The sequence below is a fragment of the Flavobacterium sp. GSB-24 genome, assembly GCF_027924665.1.
Classification (GTDB): Bacteria; Bacteroidota; Bacteroidia; order Flavobacteriales; family Flavobacteriaceae; genus Flavobacterium.
Genome location: NZ_AP027043.1, coordinates 4,987,793 through 5,012,334, shown reverse-complemented (window position 1 = coordinate 5,012,334; position 24,542 = coordinate 4,987,793). Strand labels below are relative to the sequence as shown.

16 protein-coding genes, 1 other RNA gene and 1 riboswitch are annotated in these 24,542 nt (G+C 33.0%); of the genes, 12 read left to right on the top strand and 5 right to left on the bottom strand.

What is annotated here, in order from left to right:
* The first annotated feature begins 13 nt into the window (after nt 1-13).
* Entirely contained in the window at nt 14-826 is an 813-nt protein-coding gene (metQ, locus tag QMG60_RS21130; RefSeq protein ID WP_057116736.1) for a methionine ABC transporter substrate-binding lipoprotein MetQ, read from the top strand.
* 168 nt (nt 827-994) lie between these two features.
* Nucleotides 995-1,774 carry a Ku protein gene (locus tag QMG60_RS21125; RefSeq protein WP_281866315.1) on the top strand — a complete coding sequence of 260 codons (780 nt, stop codon included), beginning with the start codon at nt 995-997 and terminating at the stop codon, nt 1,772-1,774.
* On the opposite strand, the gene ligD is transcribed toward QMG60_RS21125, so the two are convergent.
* From ligD to QMG60_RS21110, 3 genes are all read right to left on the bottom strand, one after another.
* Nucleotides 1,771-4,332, bottom strand: a complete 2,562-nt coding sequence (ligD, locus tag QMG60_RS21120) for a DNA ligase D (RefSeq protein ID WP_281866314.1) — start codon at nt 4,330-4,332, stop codon at nt 1,771-1,773. The two genes, QMG60_RS21125 and ligD, sit on opposite strands and share 4 nt — an antisense overlap.
* Nucleotides 4,333-4,340: 8 nt before the next feature.
* A complete protein-coding gene (locus QMG60_RS21115; protein ID WP_281866313.1) occupies nt 4,341-4,796 on the bottom strand; it encodes a hypothetical protein in 456 nt (151 codons plus the stop codon).
* Between the two features lie 116 nt (nt 4,797-4,912).
* Complete coding sequence (locus QMG60_RS21110) at nt 4,913-6,409, bottom strand: PLP-dependent aminotransferase family protein (RefSeq protein WP_281866312.1); 1,497 nt, start codon at nt 6,407-6,409, stop codon at nt 4,913-4,915.
* A 67-nt stretch (nt 6,410-6,476) separates the two neighbouring features.
* Here QMG60_RS21110 and QMG60_RS21105 point away from each other — a divergent pair, with 67 nt between their 5' ends.
* The 10 genes from QMG60_RS21105 to QMG60_RS21060 all read left to right on the top strand — a co-directional run bounded on the left by QMG60_RS21105 (nt 6,477) and on the right by QMG60_RS21060 (nt 22,593).
* Nucleotides 6,477-8,339 (top strand): TonB-dependent receptor, encoded by a 1,863-nt coding sequence (locus QMG60_RS21105; RefSeq protein ID WP_281866311.1) that lies wholly within the window; start codon nt 6,477-6,479, stop codon nt 8,337-8,339.
* 145 nt (nt 8,340-8,484) lie between these two features.
* Nucleotides 8,485-8,835 (top strand): hypothetical protein, encoded by a 351-nt coding sequence (locus QMG60_RS21100; protein ID WP_057116730.1) that lies wholly within the window; start codon nt 8,485-8,487, stop codon nt 8,833-8,835.
* 266 nt (nt 8,836-9,101) lie between these two features.
* Nucleotides 9,102-9,201: riboswitch (SAM riboswitch) on the top strand.
* A 248-nt stretch (nt 9,202-9,449) separates the two neighbouring features.
* On the top strand, nt 9,450-10,439 hold the full coding sequence (locus QMG60_RS21095; RefSeq protein ID WP_281866310.1) for a TlpA disulfide reductase family protein: 990 nt from the start codon (nt 9,450-9,452) through the stop codon (nt 10,437-10,439).
* A gap of 96 nt (nt 10,440-10,535) precedes the next feature.
* The gene (locus QMG60_RS21090; RefSeq protein ID WP_281866309.1) at nt 10,536-12,008 is read left to right on the top strand and encodes an aminotransferase class V-fold PLP-dependent enzyme; all 1,473 of its coding nucleotides are present in this window, start codon (nt 10,536-10,538) and stop codon (nt 12,006-12,008) included.
* A 231-nt stretch (nt 12,009-12,239) separates the two neighbouring features.
* A complete protein-coding gene (locus QMG60_RS21085; protein ID WP_281866308.1) occupies nt 12,240-13,019 on the top strand; it encodes a polysaccharide deacetylase family protein in 780 nt (259 codons plus the stop codon).
* A gap of 267 nt (nt 13,020-13,286) precedes the next feature.
* Nucleotides 13,287-13,535 (top strand): hypothetical protein, encoded by a 249-nt coding sequence (locus tag QMG60_RS21080; protein WP_057116726.1) that lies wholly within the window; start codon nt 13,287-13,289, stop codon nt 13,533-13,535.
* Between the two features lie 170 nt (nt 13,536-13,705).
* Nucleotides 13,706-15,316: a hypothetical protein gene (locus tag QMG60_RS21075; protein WP_281866307.1), complete on the top strand. Its 1,611-nt coding sequence runs from the start codon at nt 13,706-13,708 to the stop codon at nt 15,314-15,316.
* 192 nt (nt 15,317-15,508) lie between these two features.
* A complete protein-coding gene (locus QMG60_RS21070) occupies nt 15,509-15,646 on the top strand; it encodes a hypothetical protein (protein WP_157848508.1) in 138 nt (45 codons plus the stop codon).
* A 97-nt stretch (nt 15,647-15,743) separates the two neighbouring features.
* Entirely contained in the window at nt 15,744-21,887 is a 6,144-nt protein-coding gene (locus QMG60_RS21065; RefSeq protein ID WP_281866306.1) for a M4 family metallopeptidase, read from the top strand.
* 67 nt (nt 21,888-21,954) lie between these two features.
* Nucleotides 21,955-22,593: a porin family protein gene (locus QMG60_RS21060; protein ID WP_134139917.1), complete on the top strand. Its 639-nt coding sequence runs from the start codon at nt 21,955-21,957 to the stop codon at nt 22,591-22,593.
* 71 nt (nt 22,594-22,664) lie between these two features.
* On the opposite strand, the gene ssrA is transcribed toward QMG60_RS21060, so the two are convergent.
* Both ssrA and QMG60_RS21050 read right to left on the bottom strand, forming a co-directional pair.
* Nucleotides 22,665-23,062, bottom strand: a transfer-messenger RNA (tmRNA) gene (gene ssrA / locus QMG60_RS21055).
* 66 nt (nt 23,063-23,128) lie between these two features.
* Nucleotides 23,129-24,331: a serine hydrolase domain-containing protein gene (locus tag QMG60_RS21050; RefSeq protein WP_281866305.1), complete on the bottom strand. Its 1,203-nt coding sequence runs from the start codon at nt 24,329-24,331 to the stop codon at nt 23,129-23,131.
* Between the last annotated feature and the right edge of the window lie 211 nt (nt 24,332-24,542).

The window sequence follows — 24,542 nt, the reverse complement described above, 5'->3', positions numbered from 1 at the left end:
AAATAGAATTGTCATGAAAATAAATTTCTTGAAAACAGCCGGAATTTTAGCTTTAGCACTTGTTGTAGCAAATTGCGGAAAAAGTAAAAATAACGATCCGCATTTCATAAAAGTTGGAGTAGCTTCTGGACCAGAATTAAAAGTAGCCGAAGCAGCTAAAAAAGTAGCAAAAGAAAAATACGGTTTAGAAGTGGAATTGGTTTCTTTTAACGATTATGTTATTCCAAACGAAGCTTTGAGCCAAGGAGATATTGATGCGAATGCTTTTCAGCACAAACCATATTTAGACGAACAATCGAAACAACGCGGTTACAAATTGGCGATCATCGGCAAAACATTTGTTTACCCAATTGCAGCTTATTCTAAAAAAATAAAAAGTCTTTCGGAATTGAAAAACGAAAGCACAATCATTATCCCGAATGATCCAACAAACGGCGGGCGTTCTTTATTGCTTTTGCAGAAAAACGGATTGTTGAAATTGAAAGACGGCGTTGGTTTACTTCCTAAAGTTACAGACATTGTTAGTAATCCTAAAAATTTGAAAATTTTAGAATTAGAAGCACCGCAATTGCCTCGTGCCTTAGACGACGAAAATGTTTCTATCGCTATTATCAATAATACTTTTGCTTCTGCAGCAGGATTAGTTCCTTCCCGCGATGCTTTATTTGTTGAAGATAAAGATTCTCCGTATGTAAATTTAGTGGTAAGCCGTGAAGACAATAAAAACGAAGAAAAAGTAAAACAGTTTTTACAAGCGTTTCAATCTGCTGAAGTAGAAAAAGCTGCTGAGCAAGAATTTAAAGGTGGAGCTGTTAAAGGCTGGTAATTAATTGTTAATTATGAATTATGAATTATTAATTATTAATTATGATTTCGCCCATAACTCATAATTTATAATTCATAACTCATAACTTTATAAAATAACGGGTTGATTTTGTAACGTTTATAGATTATTCCTTATTTAATTTAGGAAGATATTTCTAAAACAATAATCATGAGATCAATTTGGACAGGTTCGGTAAGTTTTGGTTTAATTAATATTCCAATTAAAATGTTTTCGGCGGTTGAGGAAAGCAGCCTTGATATGGATATGCTGGATAAAAAAGACCATGCAAATATCAAGTTTAAGCGTGTGAATGAAAGCACGGGTAAAGAAGTCGATTTTGCTAATATTGTCAAAGGATATAAAATTGACGATAAATATGTCATTTTAGACGATTTAGATTTTGAAGCCGCAGATGCCATCAAAACAAAAACTATCGATATTGAAAGTTTTGTTCTCGAAAAAGAAATTCAAAGTATTTACTATGAACAGCCGTATTATCTTGAACCAGACAAAGGTGCGATGAATGCTTACGGACTGCTTCGCGACGCGCTTCAGGCTTCAGGAAAAGTCGGAGTAACACGTTTTGTTTTAAGAAATAAAGAAAGCCTTGCGATTTTAAAACCTTATAAAGATGTAATTGTTTTAAATCGAATTCGGTTTGAGCAGGAAATTAGAAGTACAAGTGAATTAAAATTACCGCCAATGTCGAAAAAATCCACAAAAGAAATGGATATGGCCGAAAAACTAATCGATCAGCTTACTGAGAAATTTGATATTACAGGATTTAAAGACGAATATACTGCCAAACTTTTGGACATTATTAAAAAGAAAGCCAAAGGAAAACCACAAAAAGCTTCTCCAAAACTTAAAGTCGTGCACAAACAAAGTGACGACTTAATGGAAATGCTAAAAGCAAGTCTCGAAACTAAAAAGAAAAAATCATCTTAGCTGTTTTGTTTTTCTTCCAGCTTTAAAATAATCTTTTTAATATTGGCTCCTTTTGATAAAATAGGTTTCCACAAATCACCTTTTTTCTCAAAACGACTCAATACATTTTTAATAGTAAATTGTGAAGGATGCAGTTTTTCTGTGACTTCACTCCATTCTAAAGGTGTCGAAACTGTAGCGCCTGGTTTTGGACGAACAGAATAAGGCGCAGCCAAAGTTTGCCCGCGGCGGTTTTGCAGAAAATCTATATATAATTTGTTTTTTCTTTTTTTGATGCTTCGTTCAATCGACGTAATTTTTGGAAGTCTTGCATGAACTTCTTTCGCAATTAATTCGGCTAAAATTTTAATCGAATCATAATCGTACTGTGCTCCAAGCGGAATATAAATATGAAGTCCAGTAGCGCCAGAAGTTTTACAGAGACATTCCGTTTCCAATTCATCCATCACTTCTTTTACCACTAATGCTGTTTGTACAACTATAGGAAAATCATTTTCTGTAGCAGGATCTAAATCAATTACCAGCCAGTCTGGATTTTGAATATGCTTTATAGTTGAGTTCCACGGATTCATTTCTATACAGCCTAGATTTGCCATATACAAAAGCGTTTCTTTATCGTTACAAATCAAATAATTTACATCGGCATCATTCGATTCAGAGAATATTTTTTTGGTTTTCAGCCATTTTGGCGTTTTGTCCAAATCAATATCTTTTTGATAAAAACTAGGAGAATCAATTCCGTTTGGAAAACGATTCATAGATTCTGGTCGGTCTTTTAAGTACGGCAGCATAAGCGGCGCCACTTCATTATAATATTGAACGACATCGCCTTTTGTGATTCCGTCTTTAGGAAAATAGATTTTATTTTGGTTGGTTAAATGCAAAGTTGTTTTACCAATTTTCAAATCATAATCATTTTCAGTTTTATGTTCTTTTAAATCTTCCATTGCAGTTGTATTATCATTGGTTATTTTATTCTCTTTGATATTGCCAATGAAATTTACTTCGCTGGCTTTTTTGTCTATTCTCAATCCTAAATAAACGGGATGTCTCAAGTTTTTGTCCTGCGTCCATTCAGAATATTTTACCTGACAAACCACTTTGGGTTTAACCCATTGAATTTTGTCGCGTAAAGGCAATTTTTCCTTAAGTGGTGACTTATCAATAAAAAGAGGCTGTAATTTGGTATAAAGTTCTTTTAAAACCGATTCAGTAAAACCGGTGCCGCATTTTCCAATATATTGCAGTTCTTTTCCGTTGTACTGCCCAAGCAGAATTGCACCAAAATATTTTCTGGAATTTTTAGGTTCTGTAACTCCAATAATGATAGCTTCTTCTTCGTTAGAAATTTTAATTTTCAGCCAATTATTACTTCTGTTTCCTACGGAATATGAGCTGTCTGCCTTTTTAGCAATAATGCCTTCGCTGTTACTTTTTCGGGCATTTTCAAATTGTTTGATTCCGTCGCCGATTGTATGTTCAGAATAAAAAATATTCGAAAAATCATATTTATTAAATAAGATTTTAAGCAGTTCTTTTCGGTCAAGAAGAGATAAGTCGGTTATTGAATTTCCGTCTAGATTCAATAAATCAAAAACATAATATTTTAAGTTGCCAATTCCTGTTTTAAGATAATTTTGAAGCATTTGAAAGTCGGCTCGGCCCGATTCGTTTTCAACTACAACCTCACCATCGAGAATAACAGTATGATCTATTTTTTTTAATTCTTCTGCAATTGGTTTAAAATTAGTATCAAACGAAATTTTATTTCTACTAAATAATTCTACACTTGGTGGATTAACTACAGCAATTGTACGATAACCGTCATATTTGTTTTCAAAAATCCACTCTTCATCATCAAAAGGTTTTTCAGTAATATTGGCAAGCATGGGTTTTAAGAATCCTGCTTCAGCGATTTTTGTTTTAGGCTTTTTTTTTACGGCACTTTTAGTTTCGCTTTTTTCTTCGGATTTAGAAATTAACTTTTCAGATCTCTTTTTTAATTCATCCAAAGTTCTTTTAGAAATCACGGATTTATCGTTTTCTAAAACATCAGAATCAGAAGCGTATTTATCGTGTTTTTTAATCAACAGCCAGGCATTTTCCTGCTTTCCGTGAAGTTTTACCAGAGAAAATTCTCCTTTTAGTTTTTTTCCTTTTAGAATAAAACTTAAACGTCCTTTTTTAAGATCGGCCAGTAATTGTTTTTCATCAGATGCTGTTTTTTCATCAGAGGTATAAGTTCCATTATCCCATACAATCACATTTCCTGCCCCATAATTTCCTTCCGGAATAGTGCCTTCAAAATCTTTATAACTATAAGGATGATCTTCAACCATCATAGCAAGACGTTTTATTTCAGGATCCATTGACGGTCCTTTTGGAACTGCCCAGCTTTTTAAAACACCATTCATTTCTAACCTAAAATCATAATGCAAATGTGATGCGGCGTGTTTCTGAACCACAAAAATTAACTTGTCAGCCGATTTTTCGATTTCTCCTTTGGGCTCACGTGTTTGTTTAAAATCCCTTTTTTGGTTGTATTTAGACAGTGACATAAGTTTTCTTAGATTATCAGGGTTAACATAATAGCATAAAGTGCAGTCGCAACAATAGCAAAAATTATATGGGCAAAGAGCAGCTGAATATAATAACCTCTAAAATCAATTGGGGGTTGATGATGGGTCATTTTAAAAATGATTATCCAGCTGATTATGCCAATTATACCGCTGATAGCGCCTAAGATAAGAGTCGTTAACGGTGTAATTGGTGCAATATTCTTTACCCAAATAATGTGATATCCAACTACAAACAAAAAACCAATTGCATAATGCAATATCCATCCCCAATTTATTTTTGCTTGTGTTGAAAGTTCAATTTTCATTTTGTCAATAGCGTAACTCAAGAGTACCGGCTCTTTATACAATTCCCTGAAATTTTTAGACATTGCATAACTAAACCATGTCATGGCAGATGTTGCCGCAATAGATACTAACAATAGTTGTAAAATAGTATAAAGCATGATATAGGTGATTTAGAGACTAATTGATACCAAAGTTAGTTTCCAAATACCTTTTCTGCTTATAGGATTAGAATTACAAATTACATAATTGTCAGTATATGAGATACTTGTTCAAATTAGTTGTTGGAAGAAACTGTAGCTTCCAGACTTGTGCTTAATATTGTTACGGCTTTTTCCATTTCTTCTGGCTCCAAATTTCCAAATCCTAAACGGGTTGCAGTAAGATCTTTGGTTTGGTACAAAATGGTTTTCGGAAGGAATAATCCGTTTGTAGAGCATTCTTTCTGAAATTTTATAAGGTTAAAATCAGGAAGCCATTCTACCCAAATGGCTAAACCTCTCGGCGGTACTTTAAATTTAATTTTGCCTTTTAGTTTTTCACTAAGTAATGAAACAAAATAGTCTCTGCGTTCTTTGTAGATTTTTTTATTTTTTTTAGAAAGTCTATGCACTTCTCCTTCAGTAATCCAATCGGTTAAAACCTGTTCTTTAATAACATCAATTCCGGGTTCGAGAATGTTTTGATGTTTTTCAAGTTCTTTAATAAATTCAGAAGGAGCAGCAACAAAACCATAGCTGAATCCCGAAGGAAGTGATTTTCCAAAAGATCCTATATAAACCACACGCTGGTTAGAATCAAATGCTGCCAACGGTAAAACAGGATTGTTATCATAATGAAAATCAAAGTCATAATCATCTTCGAGAATCACAAATCCATACTGATTCGCCAATTCCAAAACTTCAATTCTCTTTTTAGCACTCAGTAAAATTGTCGTCGGATAATGATAATTGGAAGTAAGATACAAAACTCTGATGGTAGAAGTTTCACAGATTTCTTTTAATCGTTTGGTGTCAATTCCGTCTTCATTTACTGGAATAGAAATAATCTGTGCTCCAGTATTGGTCAAAGTCATATTGGACATGTAATAGCTGGGAGAAGCCACCACAACTTTATCTCCAGGACTTATGAGCACTTTTGTAACCAGATACAAGCTTATTTCGTGACTGCTGGTTGTAAGCAGGTTTGAAGTCGAAATTCGAATTCCCCTAGTAAGATTTAAATAATTGGAAAAATGGGTTTTAAAATTTAAATGCGATCGTAGCTCGATTTGTTCGTATGTTTTAGAAGTTTTTCGTCTCTTTAATTTAGAAACATAAAGTCTTGCCAGAACATCTGTTTGCACCAATCGCAAATCTGGCATTCCGTCATTAAATTGATAAGGCAGATTACTAATTTCTATTGGATTTTCGAGAATCGTAGAACGCTGAAATGTAAAACCAGTATTTAATTCAGATTGATTTTGGTCTTTTACAACAGTATATTCAATTTGTTTTTTTTGTTTTTGCTGTGATAAAATAAATGTTCCTTTATTCGGAAGCGTTTCAATCCATCCCTGCGATTCCAGATCCTGAAAAGCTTTAATTAATGTATTGCGATTGACTGCCAATACTTTGCAGAGTATTCTTGTGCCGGGAAGTTTTGTTCCTTCGGGAAGAAAACCAGTTTGTATGGCTTTGATAAATTCAAAAACAATCTGAAGATAAAGCGCTGTATTTTCTTCTGGTTTGAGCTGAATAAAGCTTTTAAAAGGAATTTCAACCGGACTATCCATAATTACAAAACTGGTATACTTGATTAGTACGGCAAGATACTACTTTTGCCAAAAAAACATTAACCAAATGAAAAAAATCTATTTTGCTGTTTTTACAGTAATTTGTACCAATTTTTACGCGCAGACCAAAAAAGATTCCATCAATAATATGGAGGAAGTTATAATTAATGAAAACCGTTTTACTACCCCAATTTCTAAACAAAATAGAAATGTGTATGTTATAACAAGTGAAACCATTAAAAAACTTCCAGGAAGAACGCTTCAGGAAGTATTACAATATGCTAACGGAGTTGACATTAGACAAAGAGGTCCATTTGGAACTCAAGCCGATATTAGTGTAGATGGCGGAAGTTTTGAACAGACGGTTGTTTTGTTAAACGGAGCAAAAGTAATCGATTCGCAAACCGCTCATAATATGCTAAACCTCCCTCTTCCGGTGGAAGCAATCGAAAGAATAGAAGTAGTGCGCGGACCAGCTGCGAGAGTTTTTGGAATTAACAGTTTAACGGGAGCAATTAATATTGTAACTAAAAAACCAACAGATTCTGGATTTTTGGTAAGTACTTATGCGGGGTCTAATTTTGAAAAAGATACTCAAGATACAGGAGATACTTTTTACGGAACAGGTGTTCAGGCAGGAGCTGTTTTAGGTAAAGAAAAACAACAGCATTTGATTTTTGCTTCTCACGATAAAAGTAACGGTTACCGTTATAATACCGCATTTGAAAACAATAAAATTTTCTACCAAGGAAATGTACAGATCAATGATTCTAATGAAATTTTAGGTTCGGCAGGTTACATCAAAAACGGCTTTGGAGCAAACGGATTTTATGCAGCGCCTGGAGATCGAAATTCTACCGAAATTGTGCAGACCACATTTGCCAATATTCAGTCGAAACATGCTATTACCGAAAATTGGAAAATTATGCCGAGAGTAACTTACCGCTATAATTATGATGATTACCGTTACTTAGGAAACTCAAATTTGAATGTTGGAAGAAGTCAGCATTATACTAATTCTATTGCTGGAGAATTGAATTCGACAGTTAAATTGTCTAAAGGCGAAATTGGTTTTGGCGCAGAATTTAGAAACGAAAATATTCATTCTACTAATATTGGCGATCACGACCGTGAGAATGTTGGAATCTATGCCGAATACAGAACAAGTTTTACAGAAAAACTAGACGTAAATTTAGGAACTTATTTAAATTATAATTCCGATTATAAATGGCAGGTTTATCCTGGAATTGATGCTAGTTATGCCATTACAGATGCATTTAAAATCATTGGAAATGTTGGAACAAGCCAGAGAATTCCATCTTTTACAGACTTATACTTAAAGCAGACAGGAAATATTGGTAACGCCGATTTAGATTCAGAGAATGCTTTTCAAAGTGAAATTGGTTTTAAATACAGCGAGCGATCTTTAAGTTTCAATGCGAATTATTTTTACAGAAAAATAAACAATTACATCGATTGGATGCGTAACTTAACCACTCAGCCTTGGCAGAGTCAAAATACGGGTGATTTAAAAACAAACGGAATTAATTTGCGAGGTAATTACAGATTTGATTTTTCTAAAGATTCAAGATTGAATATTCTTTTAGCATATACTTATTTAGATTCTCAATTTGAAAGTTCTCGTACCGAAGTATATTCTAAGTATCTTATTTCTTCGTTGAAACATCAAATAACAAATACAATCGATTATCAATACAGAGATTTTTCAGTATTGTTTGCAACACGCTTTGACGAAAGAATTACTGGACCTTCTTATTGGGTAAATGATTTTAGAATAAGTCAGACTATTCAAAAATTTACAATCTTTTTAGATGCTCAAAATATATTTAATGCCACTTATTATGAAGTAGGAGCGGTGCCTCTCCCTTCAAGATGGTTTACTTTGGGAGTAAAATTGGTTACTTTTTAGTTTTAAAAGCCTGTAAATCGAAATTTACAGGCTTTTTTATTGCTAATCAAACCAATTGCGGTTATATAAAATTCAATAGAAATATTGTAAAATAAACTGCTTTATAAGTAGTTACTTAGCTTTTGTAAATATTAAAACGTTTATTATGAAAGCTTTATTAAAATTAAAAGTCATACTTTTTGTAGTTGTAATTGGATTGCTGTTTTCTTGTAAAAAGAATGACGGCTACAGCGATCAAATAGAAACTTCCAGTGTTCCACTTGATACAACAAATACAGAACAAGTTTCTGATACTGCAACTACATCAACCAATATTGTAACTACTCAAACGCCAACATCTGCAAATGGTAATACAGATTCTTTAAGTACAGCCGGCAGAGGAAGCGGGCCAGGAGAAAGTGCACAAGATGGGTCTACCTACACGCCTTCAAAAGGAGTGCAAAAAGACAGTGTTAAACTGCAGACGGAAAGTGCTAAAAAAAGAAAGAATAAATAATTTATTCGGTCAGAAAAGTTAAAAACTCATTTCAAAACGAAATGAGTTTTTTTATGGAGTAAAGAATTTAAAGCTATTGTATTAGGAATTACTGTTCTAAAAATAAAAATTAATTGAAATTTATTTTAGAATTAAATAATTGTTTTTCAGAGTGTTTTAAAGGGTTTTGAGCAACTCTTAAAATAAAATTTTAAAAAATATTATTAAATACTACTAATTTGATAGAATTAGTATGTATATTTGTATCACAGAAAATTTCTGAATGATACTTATCCAGAAAGACCGAGGGAATAGGCCCATTGACGTCTTAGCAACCTGTTACCGAATAAGGTGCTAAATCCTTCCACTGTGGTGGACAGATAAGAAAGATTTCCTCCAAATCTGAATAAGATCATATTTTTAAACTTTTATTTTATTAAAATGAAAACCGAATCAATCTTATACTCAGGTTACGAACTTTTGAATTTAATTTTCGAAGAAAATAGTCTTGCTTTTTTCCGAATGTGAAGACATTAAATTCTCCCAATATTTTTATTAAACAGCATTTTCTAGAAGCCTTTGTGACTTTGGCCTAGAATTCTTTTGTCCAATCTTAAACTAAAAATCAAAATAAAATGAAAAAAATACTATTAGGCTTTGCGCTACTTTTTGGCTTTACGCAAACTCAGGCACAGGAAAATAATTTACAACTAAAAGGAACTGTTGTAGATACAGTTGTCAATTATGTTTATCTGCAAAAGTTTCATAATAAAATGTTTACCACAATTGATTCGGTAAAAGTAAAAGACGGAAATTTTAGTTTCAAAACTAAAGTGAAAACGCCAGAACTATATGGTTTAAGTGTGAATACAGAAAGCAGTCCTTTGTATATTTTTCTTGAAAAAAGCCCGATTACAGTAAAATTAAGTCCGAAGAAATATTACAGTAATTCTGTAGTCGAAGGTTCTGCTTCTCAAGATTTATTTGAAACTTACAAAAAATCAAAAGATGTAGAAATCAGTAAATTCATTACAGAAAATCCTAATTCTATTGTCTCGGCTTATGTATTGTACAGAAATTGGTCTTACAGATTATCGCCAGAACAAATAAGACAAAATATTGCCTTGCTCGATAAAACCCAGCAAAGTACTACTTACGTAAAAGAACTAAGAGATCTTGCCCTTGTTTTGGACGGATTAGCAGTGGGGAAAAAAGCTCCAGATTTTACTGCCAATGATCCTGAGGGAAAACCAATCCGTTTTTATGAAAATTTAAAAGGTTACACTTTAGTCGATTTTTGGGCTTCGTGGTGCGGCCCATGCCGAAGAGAAAATCCAAATATCGTAGCCGCTTATAAAGAATTTCACGATAAGGGATTCAATATTGTTGGAATCTCTTTGGATAAAAAGAAAGAAAACTGGATCAAAGGAATTCAGGATGATAATTTAACCTGGCTGCACGTTTCTGATTTACTTTTTTGGAACAGCGCCGTTGCGAAATTATACGGAATAAGAGCGATTCCTGGAAATTATTTAGTGGATTCGAACGGAATAATCGTAGCCAAAAATCTTCAAGGCGAAGAATTACAGTCTACACTTAAATCGCTTTTAGAGAAAAAAATATGAACGTTTTAAAAACGTAGAGTCAAGTCAAAATGCTTTACTCACCAAAAAATTAAAGTTCATCAATAAAAAATTTAGTTAATTTAAAATGATCAGGAAATGAATGCTATTGAGACAGAAACACAGCCAATTGAATTAGAATGTTACTTCTCTAAATTTAGAGAAAATACAGTAGGTATAAATCATATTTATAAATCGGTATATGGAAAGCAGAATCTGCTTTACGCCGACTGGGTTGCCAGCGGAAGATTATACAATCCGATCGAAGATATTATGCTTAATAAAATGGGCCCGATGATTGCCAATACGCATTCGCTTTCAAGTCAGACCGGAAAAACGTCTACTTACGCGTATCAATATGCCAGAGATATTATTAAAAAATCAGTTAATGCAAATGAATCTGATGTTTTAATCACAACAGGAACCGGAATGACTGCTGCTTTATCGAAGCTGCAAAGAATTATGGGACTGCGAACCAATAATGAAGCAGATAAACCAGTAGTTTTCATCACACATATGGAACATCATTCGAATCAGGTTTCTTGGTACGAAACAAATGCCGAAGTTGTGATTCTTCCCGCAGATGAAAATAATTTGGTCGACCCTAAAATTCTTTCGGAAGAAATTAAAAAATATGCCGGCAGAAGTTTAAAAATTGGTTCGTTCACAGCTTGCTCGAACGTTACTGGAATTATTACGCCTTATCATGAATTGGCTAAAATCATGCATCAAAACGGCGGACTTTGCTTTGTAGATTTTGCAGCTTCGGCACCTTATGTTAAAATCAACATGCATCCAAAAGATCCAGAGCAACAGTTAGATGCTGTTTTCTTTTCGCCTCATAAATTTCTTGGCGGACCAGGAACATGCGGTATTTTGGTTTTTAATGAAAAATTATACAAATCTGAATTCCCAGATAATCCGGGCGGAGGAAATGTAAAATGGACCAATCCGCTGGGTAAATATTGTTATAGCGAGGTCATAGAAGTTAGAGAAGATGGCGGAACGCCAGGCTTTCTACAAGTAATAAGAACTGCCTTAGCTTTAGAATTAAAAGATAAAATGGGAGTTTCAAACATTAAAAACAGAGAAAAAGAACTGCTTGATCTTTGTTTTTCAAGACTTCAAAAAATAAAAGGTTTGTCCATTCTAGGAGACCTTACAACAGAACGAATTGGCTGTGTTTCTTTTGTCATCGAAGATATTCACTATAACTTAATCGTAAGACTTTTAAATGACCGTTTCGGCATTCAGGTTCGCGGCGGGTGGTCTTGTGCGAGTACATATGCGCATTATCTTTTCAATATAAATGAAAAAAAATCGGCAGAACTTACTAATGAATTATTAGAAAGAAACCAGACTAATAAACCAGGCTGGGTTCGTTTGTCAATGCACCCGATTATGACAAACGATGAGGTTACATTTATATGCGATGCAATTGAGCAGATCGCTTTGCATTATAAAAAATGGAAGAAAGATTATGTCTATAATTCGGTTTCAAATGAGTTTGAAAATCCAGAAATAAAAGAAACAATTGCAGAAGAAGTAAATCAATGGTTTAGACTTGATTAAGATATTCTATTACTATCACAGATTAAAGCTAACAAGTTTTTTTTAAACCTGTTAGCTTTAGTGTTAGATATTATAAAAGTAATTAGAAGTATAGTATTCTAAGAAAATCAATAGAGGAAAATATGTTTTCGTTTGTTGCAGCGTGTAAGTAAAATATCTCAAAAAGTGTTTATATTTGAATGATTCTATTCTTTAAAGAACATTTAAAATTTCAATTTAATTCAACTCTGTATGAAGCTATTTTTTCTCAAGACAATGCTGTTTTTAATGTTCGTAACTTTTTTTTCCTGTAATACTAAAAACGAAAAACCCGAGCCAAAGCCTTATAAGGCTGGTGTAATTTTGTCTTTTGATGATGCGTACGTAGATGAGTGGGCTGAAGCCGATGCCGCTTTGAAAAAATATTCTTGGAAAGCGACTTTTAATGTCTGCAGAATAGATTCTATTGGAGAGCCTCAAATTAAAAAGCTTCTTCAAATGCAGAAAGAAGGGCATGAAATTGCGGGCCACGGTTATCATCATTATAATGCTGTGAAATTTGTACAAAAAAATGGAATAGACGAGTATATGAAGCAGGAAATAGAACCAATGATTGCTTCGATGAAAAGGAAATCTTTTAATGTTACTTCTTTTGCCTATCCTTACGGCGAAAGGTCTCAAGAACTTGATAAGGCTTTGTCGAGCAAATTTAAAATTATTAGAGGCAGGGCATTTGGAGGTGAAGTTCCTGAAAAGCAGGACAGTTATTTTAATAATTCAAAAATTGTATTTGCCTTTGATATCGATAACAGCCATATTCATTTTAGTATTCCATATCTTTTGGAGTTATTAGATTACGCCAAGAAAAATGATAAGATCTTGATTTTATGCAGTCACAAACCAGTTAAAAATGTAACCGAAAATTATCAAACCAAAATCGAAACCTTAGAATTTGTCTGCAAATACATGAAACTTAACGGACTTAAATTTTACACTTTATCAGATTTAGATAATTTACTTCCTGACGAATAATAGATTTTAAAGTTAAGCTTGATCAGTTTTTATTTATTATTACTTTGAGTTTATATTGTTGCAAAAAACAATCTTCAAATTTAATATTGTTGCAAATTATAACTTGCAACATCTTTGTAAAACAAACGGCGTTTTAAATTTATAATTTAGTATAGAAATAATTTACTGCTTAGTTCCTAAAAGAAATTTTATGGAATTATTTTCTTCTCTTAGAGACTGTTAATCATAGATTAAAAGTGTAAAAATTTATATTTTAAATTCTAAATTATGACTGTGCCTGAAGAATTATATAATATCAAATTTGCGGAATATTTTGAATCTATGAAAGTTCTCTACTTAACAAATGATAAGTTTAGAACCATCTGTGATGATTATTGCAGTAATGTTGTCAATGCACAGGTTTATAAGAAACGGTTTGAAAAAAATTTTCGACGTAAGCTGGAATGTGAAAATTTATCAAAAGAACTAGAAGAAGAAATATTGTTTTTTATGATAAGAAGCACAGATGAATCTTAAAAATGGAGACTCTATTTCAATCAATTTTTTACATATACTTTTTAAAAATTTTATAAAAAACATTTTCTAGATATTTAAGTTTTCGGCAGCAGAATGCTTTTTAAGAGTTTTATTTAGGATTTAGCTTTCTATATTGTTTAAATTTGGAATTCCCAATAGAATTTTTAAAAATGATACCACGATTATTTTTTTTATGGCTTTTTTTGCTTCCCCTTACTATTTATTCACAGTCAACACAAGAACTGATAGATAGTGTAAATACTACTAACAATCATCAGAAAAAAGTAGAACTGTGTCGCAAAATTGCATTAAGATTACAAAAAACAGATTGGGAAAGAGCTATAAAATACATAGAACTGGCTGAGACTGAAGCTAAAAAAACAAAAGAATCTGAACTTACCTTGGCTGGTGTTTATATTACATCAGGCAAAATGTATTCTGCGAGAGAGGTATTAGATGTTGCCCTTCAGTATTATTTAAAAGCCTATGATATCTACAAAAAAAATGGAAACCTTGAAGAAGCATCCAAATTAGAAAACAATCTTGCGATTATCTATGCACAAGGGAAAAATAAAGAAAAAGCACTGCAATGTTTCTTAAACGTATATCGTTTTCAAAAGTCAAAAAATGATGCTGTAAAGCTGGTCAAAATTTTAAATAATATAGGGACTTTATATCTCAGTCGAAATTTAGATTCTTCATTGCATTATTTTCATAAAGCCGAAGGACTAAATAAAAGTTTAAAAAATGATGATCTAAAGGTTTACGTATACACTAATCTTGCAAGAGCATATGTTTTGAAAAAAAATAAGACACAAGCTGATGAGTATTTTGACAAAGCTTTTTCTTTATTGAGCAATCGTGTTGATGATTTACTGCAGGCTTTTGTATATCAGTCTTTTTCTGAATATAATTTAAAAGAAAAAAACTATGATACCGTAATTGTAAACGCAAAGAAAGGTTTAGAATTATGCAGCGAAAATGTATATAGTTCTTCTGGTTTAGACCTCAATAAAATGCTTTATGAAGTTTATGTAATTAAGAAAGATTATAAAAATGCTGTTTATTATTTTCAGAAATATAATGCCATTAAGGATAGTATAAATATTGAAGAAAAGACAGTAAACATTGAAAGAATAAAGCTGGAACAGGATTACAAAGCCAGAACCCAGATAAAGATGCTTATTGAGCAAAAAAAGCGATTTAAATATTATGTAGTTGGTTTAATATTGGTTATCGGGATATTGATTTTAATTATTTTACTGATAAAATACCGCAACAAGAATATTAAAAATCAGCTTGAAAAAGAGAAATTAAAGACAAAAATGCAAGCCTTAAACGAAAGTTTGGAAGCCAAAAAAAAGGTTCTCATAGGAAAGGCAATGGCAGAAATACATCGTACAGACAGCATTAATGAAATCCTAACGGATCTTAAACAGATTAAACTCAAAACTGTTAATAAAGAAATGCAGCAGGCTATTGATATAGTTTTAAAGCGTCTTGAGAAGAATTTGAATACAGACATCTGGAAAGAATTTGAAATAAGTTTTGAGCAGGTTCATAAATCTTTTTTCGACAAATTAACGGAGGATTATCCTTCTCTTACTCCAAAAGATCGAAGATTATGTGCACTTTTATATCTGGATTTAACCACAAAAGAAATCTCTCAAATTACAGGACAATCCTTTAAATCTATCGAAAATGCCCGAACGAGACTGCGTAAAAAGTTTGATTTAACCAACGAAAAGGTAAATCTCTCCACTTATCTCAATACAATTTAACGTATTTAACATCATAAAATAAACCAAGCTAATGATCTGATTTAGTTTGGTTTATTTTTTTTTGAGTGCTTTCTGGGTGGAACTTTTCTGCCTCAGAGTGTTTTTGCAATAGTCCTTTTTTGCATAAACACATAATCTCCATTCTACATTTACCAAATCGATTAGCGCGCAGATCGAAGTAAATAAATTAGAATGAATAGGAAGAAAAAAGATATCCCTCCTAAAAGTTTAGAACAACTCTTAGAAGAAACAGAAACAAAAAAGAAAACCCTTTTAAAAATTCTAGAAAAAATAACAAAAGAAAATCCTAAAGATCAAACTCCGAATTGATTTTTAAAAACTGCTTTTATGGTTTTGCTATGAGCCATCGAAGTGGAATATTTATTAACCAAGCATACTATATTATTAATTTTTAAATTTAAAACGAATGAACCAAATTTACTTTAAAACCAAGTATTTGTTTGTTTTGTTAGGTCTCTTTGTCTGTTCCGTAGGAATGGCTCAGTCACCTGTTCCCAACAAACTAAAGGGCAATGCAGTAATGGCATTAGGATCACCAACTTTGAGCAGGACAAAAGATAAGGTTTCTAAAAATGCCAGTGATTCATATTCAAGTCAGAATAATGATGCTGCAAATCTTCTCACTCAAAAAGAAGAAAAAATAAACGGAATAGAACTTTCTGATGCTGAAACTGAAGCAGTAAAGAAGAAGGAACAGGAAAGCCAAAAATTATACGGACAAAATCTAAGTAGTACGGTACAAAAAACAAATCCGCAGGATTCAGTTAGTACAAAGGTTAAGTCTTTTGCAAAAACTGCAAACGTAACGGCTAAAAATATATTTGAGGTTAAAAAAGGAGATTTTGATTTAGCTGCGTCAGATAAAATGCAGGTAAAATCAGTTTCTGATACTCATGGCAGAACAGTAGTTACGTATCAGCAAATGCATAACTCGGTTCCTGTTGAAGGAGCAATTTATAAGGTTAGAGAAAATAAAACTAAAATTGATGCATTTGGGGCTACGGCTAAGAAATTAACCGTAAGCAGCAATTATAAAATAAATGCAGCGACAGCTTTAGACAATGCGCTTAAAGCTGTAAATGCACAGCAATATATTTGGGAGAGTAAAAAATTAGGTTCTTTAGTTAATAAAAACATTAGCACAAAACCACAGGGGGAGCTGGTTTATGTTGGACCTAATTTTTCTTCTGAATTAAAAGAATATTACCTGGCTTGGAAATTTAATATTTATGCGACAAATCCGCAATCAAGTCATACCATTTATGTAGATGCAAATACAGGAAAAATAGTTTTAAACCTTGATTTAAGCCGTGATGCTGCTTTTGGCGATCAGAGTCTAGGAAAAGGTAAATCAAGATATGCTGGAGAAGTAGTTTTTAATACCAAGCAATACGCTGACGGATACAGACTAGAAGGTCTGCAAGGTAAATATAAAGTACCAATGGTTACTTGGAATATGAACCATGCCGAGCATGCTGCAGATGAGGTAATCACAGAATTTGTTGATGAAGATAATATTTGGAATGAACTGCATAACAAAGATCACGATGAGGTTGCTATGGATATTCATTGGGGTATGCAGAAAACCATAGAATATTATGGTGAAAGGTTTAATCGAAATAGTATCGATGATAAAGGAATGACCATTATTGGTCTTGCGCATTTAGGCACTAATGTCGAAAATGCTTCATGGACTGGCGGATGGGCACAATTTGGAGATGGTTATGGTACACCGTATGTTGGTTTAGGAATTACAGCCCACGAATTAACTCACGGTGTAACAGGTTTAACTGCCGACTTAATCTATCAGGGAGAATCAGGAGCGATGAATGAATCTTTCAGTGATATCTTTGGTACGTGTGTTGAATTTTATGTTGGAAAAGACAAAAAAGAAGATATTTGGATGCTTGGAAGTGAACTGTACACTCATGGCAGTATGAGAAATATGGGTAACCCAAAAGCGCAGGGTCAGCCTGATACTTATGGAGGAATAAATTGGGTAAGTCCAACAAATGTTAGTTACGATAATGGCGGCGTGCACATTAACAGCGGTATCACGAATTATTGGTTTTACCTTTTAAGCGAAGGCGGTCAGGGTGTAAATGACCTTAATAATAGTTATGATGTTAAAGCTATTGGTCTGACTAAAGCAGAGAAAATTGCCTATATAACACTTACAGAGTATTTGTCGCCTTCTTCAAACTTTAGCGATATGCGTCAGGCAACTTTAATGGTTACAGAAGATTTATACGGAATAGGTTCTGAAGAATACAAACAAGTTAGTAATGCCTGGTACGCAATTGGTATTGGAACTGCTTATGCAGATAAACAAATAGCACTTGTTTCTGTTGAAAATCCTGTGGCATCCTGTGGTTCTTTAAAAGGAGATGAGCCTTTTTATATTAAATTTAAAAATACAGGCTCAACTGTAATTAAAGCAAATGAGGTTTTAAATTATAAGTTGAGATTAATGGTGCCAGGTTTTGGCGGCAGATTGAATGAAATTTACGGCAGTAATGGCGTTATTAATTTTGATAAAGATTTGGCATCAGGCGAAGAAACGATTGTAAAAATTCAGGAAAAACTTCCTTACCTAATAAGCACAACGAAGTTAAACTATGTAGAAGTTAAATTTGATTTTGCTCCAGTTACAGAATTTGGCGCAAAAGATGGAATTTCTTTTACTACAAGTTTTATGGTTGTTCCAGAGCAAAAAGATTTTGATCTTAAAGTAGTAGGATTAAATCTTCCGGAATATACCGGCACTTCGCTGTCAGCAAATCATGCACTAACAGCAACGATCTATAATGTGGGCTGTAAAGATATACCAGCAGGATCTCAATTAAAAGTGGGTTATGCAGATACAGCTCCAGGAAGCGAAACCATCTGGAAAGATATAACGTTAAGCACTGCATTTAAAGGAAATACAGAAATGACAATTCCTTTTGATGGCACAATTGATTTATCAGCAGCAGGTCTGCATACTTATGAAGCTTTTGTATCATACAGCCAAGATCCTGTAGCGGCTAATAATAGTGCTATAAGTGCTTCGTACAGCGGTATTATTACTCAGTTTCCTTACAATCAAAATTTTGAAAGAACACCGGGAGGCTGGTATTCAAAATCACTGGCTACCAATCAAAAATTTATATGGCAGGCATCTTCTTATTCATTTAGAGATACAAAATCGAAATATTTGTGGGCTACTGAAAACCTTGCAAATGCTTCTGAAAGAATGGCTTTGAATGCTGATTTTACATTACAATCGCCAGTATTCGATTTTAGTAATGTTGCCTCTCCGTATGTTGAGTTTGATATTATTTCATTGTTTCACAATGGATATGATGGATTAGTGGTAGAATATTCTGAAGATAATCAAAACTGGAAAAAAGTTACCGGTATCGATTATCCTTCAACTTTACATATTTATGACGATGGTGTATTGTCAGGCCCATGGTTTACTGGAATTAATAATGATTTTAGTAAAAAGCCAATTGGTATTCGCTTAAGTGAACTTGCAGGTAAAAAAGGAGCGATTCGTTTTCGTGTTGCTACAGATGATTATAATGACGGATTCTTAGGAGCCTTTATAGATAATATTCATGTAGATAATGCACCTTATGACTTAGTGCTTTTAGATGCAAAAATAGATGCTGGAAGTTGTAAAATTGACAATACTAATACAACAATAACTACTAAAATCATCAATAATTTTGCGACAAAAGCAGAGCAGGTAAATGTTGCCGTAAAAATTCTTGATAATTTACAAAATGAAGTTTATTCAAAAACAGAAAAAGTGGCATTGGCATTTACTAAGTTTAGAGATACCATAACGTACGCTATTCCGAATATTGATTTAAAAAGCATTGGTACTAATACCATTAAAGTTTCTGTATTTCCTGATGATATGACTCAGGATATCAAGCCAGAAAATAATACTTACACTTTTGATTACGATAATTGGAACAATGAAGATGAGAAAATAGCTGTGCTGCCTTATACAATGGATTTTGAAGATGCAGCTGGATATAAAGGATGGAGAACTTTTGAAAACAAAGGAGCTGCAGGCTGGAAACTCGGAACAGATTTAGATCTAAGGTCTCCAAGTTTTTACCTAACAGAGCATACAAAATTTATGGCCAGTAACGATGATATTTGTAACTGCGACGCTGCAAATGATATGTTGACTTCTCCTGTGCTGGATTTGACCAATTACAAAGAAGCACACTTGACATTTGATGCCTTTGGAGATGGCGCTGGAATTTCTGACGGATATGTAAAAGTAAGTACAGATGGTGGTAAAACGTGGGAACAGGCATTTAAAATGTATTACATTAATAACTGGATAGAATATCACGTAGATTTAACTCCGTATGCAGGAAAACCTTGTGTTATTGTAGCATTCCAGCACGATGATAATGGGTTATTTGCTAATGGTTTTGCAGTAGATAATATTAAGATTACAGAGAAATCAGAATATGTACAGTTATCTGATTTAAGTGTACCTGAAATTGTTTACGAAGATGCACCTTCTCACCAATTTTTTATAGGGGCAAGAAATGTATTTTATAAAAAAGTAGAAAAAGCTTCGATAGAATATCAAATTACCCAAAATGGTAAAGCTGTGGGAGAGCCAATTGTTTTAGAACGAAATGATCAGATCCTACAGTATCAAACAATTGTTTACACATTAGATGGTCTTCCAAAGTTGGAACCAGGAAATTACGAAATCAATGTAAAAGTAATTACAAACGGCCAGCCAAAAGCTGAAGCGGCAACTCTTACAAAATCTTTTCAGGTCGTGGCTAAGGCACCAAATCTAGATATTGAAACTTTTTCAAGTGTAGCTCAGGGTTCAATATTTGGAACAAATGGTTACACTTCAAATCAAAGTGATGATAATTATCCTTGGAGAGCTGTTCCAAAGCCAGATAATACAAATCTGACATTGCCGAAAAAAGATCATACAGGAGATGCTTTAGGAACAATGCTTTACAATCAGCTTGAATATTATGCAATTAATGGAGAAATGGTTTCGCCAATGTATAAGTTATCTGAAAATGCAACTTCTTTAGAATTTTACTATGCAATGCAATGTAATTATAGGAACTCATTCAGCATAGATATTAAAACTCAAGGTGGTGAATGGACTGAAATATGGAAAGACGCTAAACAAGGAACTTATTCAGATACTGAATGGCAAAGAGGAGCAGTAAACGTAAGTAAATATGCAGGAAAATCTGTAATGCTTCGACTTAGACATGCTAAAGAAGGCGGATATTCTTATATGGTTTTAGATGATTTAAAAATAATCAGCGAACCTGTTTTAGATGTATCTGTGCAAATAATGTCACCAAAAGATATATGCGGCGGTTCTGAATTTAAAGTAAAGCTGACAAATGAAGGACAAATTGCAATTCCTGCAAATAGTATTCAATTAGATGTAGAATATATCAACACAAATGAAACTATTTCAGAAGCTATTGAAGCTGGAATTCTAGTTGGCGAAAGCGTAGAATATATTTTAAAGAAACAGCCTAAACTTGATAACAGCGGAGATTCTCATGTGTTTAATATTACCGCCAAATTGGAAAATGACGGTATTGCACAAAACAATAAAGTCGAAAATTATCTTTATCAAGGAACAACATCAGATTTTAAAATATTTGATAGTCCAGTAATTCATGGATATGCAGGCAAAAGCTTATATATTGATGCCCAAACTAATTTTAATTCAGATAAATTAAAAGTTGCTTCATACAAATGGAGTACAGGTGAAGTTACTAATGGTATCGAAATAAATAAAGCTGGAGATTACTCTGTAACAATAACAACCAAAAACGGATGTACACTTACAGAAAAGATTACGGCAACATTTGATACTTTCGAATCTGACTTAGTTAGTGGAGCTGTCTGCGGCCCTGAAGTTGTTTTGAATCCTGGAAACTATAAATCATACGAATGGTTTGATGGTTCAACAGAGCCAACTTACAAGACAACAGAAAGCGGCGATTATTTTGTAACGGTTTATAATGAAAATGGAATTGGTAAAACTTTTAGTACTACGATTTCAATTTTGGAGAACAACATTGTACCAGAAATTCAGGTTGTGGGAGAGAAGAAATTAACAACTTCGGTTGAAGGAACATCTTACCAATGGTTTTTAAATGAAAGACCAATACCAAACGCAACTGAAAAATCTATAATTACAATTTGGGAAGGAAATTACAGCCTTCAAGTAACAAATAATAATGGATGTAATAGTATGTCAGCACCATTTGACTCAAAAGGTATGCTTGTTGGAAAAATAACAAATCCTTTTAGAGTATTCCCTAATCCAGCTGTTGATAATGTAAACCTATTTTTAGCTGAAAAGATTGATGGGCAGGCAGAAATCAAAATGTATGCAATGGATGGTAAAGCTGTATGGAGTAAAACGTATTCAAGTATTCCATCAAACGTAAATCTAAGCGGATTAACTTCTGGAGTTTATGTTTTAGAGTGCGCTGTACAAGGCAAGAAATACACAGCTAAGGTTATTAAAAAATAACAAATTAAGATAGAAATACGGCAGCTTTCGTTTTTTGAGAGCTGCCATTCTCAAACAAATATTATCTATGAAAAAATATATGCTTATATGCACACTCTTTTTAGGTGTGACTGTTATGGCTCAAACTGAAAAAGTCAAGCTCGGTGTAAAAGCGGGTTTAAATTTAGCAAATCTTACTTTTGATGAAAGTGAATTGAATTCATCAAGCAAAACGGGATTTACTGCAGGATTAATGGTCGAAATTCCAGTGGCGAAAAACTTTTCAATTCAACCAGAATTATTGTACAGCCAGCAGGGAACAAAAATCTCCTTTTCTGATCAGGATGTAACCAATTCCAATTATAAAAGCACAATAGACTTAAACTATTTGAATATTCCTGTAATGCTAAAATATTATGTGCTAAAAGGATTAAGTGTGCAGGCAGGACCTCAAATAGGAATACTTCTAAAAGCTAATAATGAATATCACGATAATTTTTTAGGTTACGACAATCATGAAAATTTAGATTTGAAAAAATACTCAACAGGTATTGATACTTCTGTAAACTTTGGATTGGGTTATCAATATAAAGATAAGTTTTACACAGACCTACGATATAATCTATCATATTCTAATGTTTTTAAAGAAAGTGATGTCAGTTATGTTATCAATAATGACATGAAGAATAGAGTTTTCCAAATAACGATTGGTTATTTTTTTAAATAACGTGAATTAGTAAAAAGCGGTTTAATTAAGTGCATAAAAAAAGCCTGTAAACAAATAGTTTACAGGCTTTTTTGTGGAGTCGCCGGGAATCGAACCCGGGTCCAAACAAGCAACTAAAGAGCTTTCTACACGTTTATTTCCTGATTAGATTTTCGATGTTAAGCTAGGCCAGAAACAGCCACCGAACACTTATCTTCTTAATTTTCGAAACCCACCCGAAGCTCATGGGTATCTAGGTTTATTTTTACGGTTCTCCTTGACGGAACGCCACAAACCAAGGCTTTCCAGGAGAATCCAGCTTCTCTACCTTGTAGAGACGTGGCGCAATCTTACTATGATTCGGATTATGCAGCTAAAGCGTAATTATTTTCGCCGTGTAAAAGTTCGAGATCTTATATTTACGAGCAAGGTCTCAATGCTCGACGTGCTTACTGTTCAATTCGACTTGCTGTCAAAACCAGTCGACCCCAAAAATAGGATTGCAAATTTATGCTATTTGAAATTACTTTATGCTAAAATTTTCAGAAAAATTTTCTTATTCTTCGTCTTTAAAATTAAAAGGATAATCTCCAAAAATCGGCGCTAATTTGCGAACTGCATAAGTGTTTCTTGTCATCTTATTGGAAAGCGCAATTATGGTAACTCCTTCTTTCATTAAAGTAATATACGACGAAGTATTGCCATGCCACCAGCCATTATGAAAGTAAAAATTCTGACCAGTTTCCCAATTAATCATTCTAATTCCAAGACCGTAATTTTTAGTCCCTTTACGTTCGTTGCTATAGCCTGTATAAACTTGTTTCAATAATTCAGGTTTTAAAAAGTCAGGTGATTGTCTCGCGCGGTCAAATTTTAAAAGATCTCGTGCCGTTGAAAATACATTTTTGTCTCCGTACACATTATCCAAATAATCGAAACCAATTTCTACACCGTTTCCTTTGTAAGAAGGAACAATTTTCTTTCTGTCCTTATCATCGTCAAAAACATAAGTATGCGTCATTCCTAATGGTTTAAAAATCATCTGAGACATCGCCTCTTTATAACTTAAACCAGTAATTTTCTCAATAATAAGAGCCAGCATTGCATAATTGGTATTGCAATAACTAAAACGTGTTCCAGTTTTAGATTCCAAACCAATGTCTTTTGTTGCTAAAATATTCAGAATGTCTTTGTTTGTTAATTGATTATGTCTATCCCAAACAGATTTATCTCTATCTGTAAAATAAGCATAATTACGCATTCCAGTACGATGGCTTAAAAGCATTCTGATTGTGCAGTCTTCGTATGGAAATGTCTTTAAAATAGTATTTACCTTCTGGTCCAAATCAATTTTACCTGCATTTACGAGTTTTAAAACCGCTGTAGCTGTCAAAACTTTACTGACAGAAGCAATTTGGACAGGCGTTTCAGGTGTTATTTTAGTACCTTCATTTTTATTAGCAAACCCATTATATCTTTCAAAAATAATCTGGCCGTTTCTTGCCACTAAAAAACTGCCATTCATAGAATTATTAGGCCAGTTTTTATTGTAAAAATGATTAATTCTACCAACAACCGAATTTTTATAGGTCTGTGAAATTTTCTTTTCAGCACCTAACGGCTTCATTTTAGGTAATGTATCTTCGACTGTACGAGTAGTATCTGTTTGTGTATTTTTGTTTTTACCACATGAACTCAAAACTAGAATTGAGAAAAGTATTTGTGGTATCTTTGTTTTTTTAAGGAAAATCATTTGCATCGTTCTTTAAAAACAAATATATCGAATTCAATTTTGTTGTTTTCTCAATTTATACAGTTTAATTTACTCTTTTTAACATAATTTTAAGAGTTGTAAATTTTATTTGTTTGTTTTTCAGCTTGTAACGTTTTTGAAGCATTCTAAATAGTATTTTGGAAAGAAAAATTTAACTAAATTTGTTATATTTGAAACAAATACAATATAAAAAGTT

Excerpts from the sequence above, each read along its gene's own strand:
- metQ (WP_057116736.1), top strand. The coding sequence starts at position 14 with ATGAAAATAAATTTCTTGAAAACAGCCGGAATTTTAGCTTTAGCACTT.
- QMG60_RS21125 (WP_281866315.1), top strand. The coding sequence starts at position 995 with ATGAGATCAATTTGGACAGGTTCGGTAAGTTTTGGTTTAATTAATATT.
- ligD (WP_281866314.1), bottom strand. The coding sequence starts at position 4,332 with ATGTCACTGTCTAAATACAACCAAAAAAGGGATTTTAAACAAACACGT.
- QMG60_RS21115 (WP_281866313.1), bottom strand. The coding sequence starts at position 4,796 with ATGCTTTATACTATTTTACAACTATTGTTAGTATCTATTGCGGCAACA.
- QMG60_RS21110 (WP_281866312.1), bottom strand. The coding sequence starts at position 6,409 with ATGGATAGTCCGGTTGAAATTCCTTTTAAAAGCTTTATTCAGCTCAAA.
- QMG60_RS21105 (WP_281866311.1), top strand. The coding sequence starts at position 6,477 with ATGAAAAAAATCTATTTTGCTGTTTTTACAGTAATTTGTACCAATTTT.
- QMG60_RS21100 (WP_057116730.1), top strand. The coding sequence starts at position 8,485 with ATGAAAGCTTTATTAAAATTAAAAGTCATACTTTTTGTAGTTGTAATT.
- QMG60_RS21095 (WP_281866310.1), top strand. The coding sequence starts at position 9,450 with ATGAAAAAAATACTATTAGGCTTTGCGCTACTTTTTGGCTTTACGCAA.
- QMG60_RS21090 (WP_281866309.1), top strand. The coding sequence starts at position 10,536 with ATGAATGCTATTGAGACAGAAACACAGCCAATTGAATTAGAATGTTAC.
- QMG60_RS21085 (WP_281866308.1), top strand. The coding sequence starts at position 12,240 with ATGAAGCTATTTTTTCTCAAGACAATGCTGTTTTTAATGTTCGTAACT.
- QMG60_RS21080 (WP_057116726.1), top strand. The coding sequence starts at position 13,287 with ATGACTGTGCCTGAAGAATTATATAATATCAAATTTGCGGAATATTTT.
- QMG60_RS21075 (WP_281866307.1), top strand. The coding sequence starts at position 13,706 with ATGATACCACGATTATTTTTTTTATGGCTTTTTTTGCTTCCCCTTACT.
- QMG60_RS21070 (WP_157848508.1), top strand. The coding sequence starts at position 15,509 with ATGAATAGGAAGAAAAAAGATATCCCTCCTAAAAGTTTAGAACAACTC.
- QMG60_RS21065 (WP_281866306.1), top strand. The coding sequence starts at position 15,744 with ATGAACCAAATTTACTTTAAAACCAAGTATTTGTTTGTTTTGTTAGGT.
- QMG60_RS21060 (WP_134139917.1), top strand. The coding sequence starts at position 21,955 with ATGAAAAAATATATGCTTATATGCACACTCTTTTTAGGTGTGACTGTT.
- QMG60_RS21050 (WP_281866305.1), bottom strand. The coding sequence starts at position 24,331 with ATGCAAATGATTTTCCTTAAAAAAACAAAGATACCACAAATACTTTTC.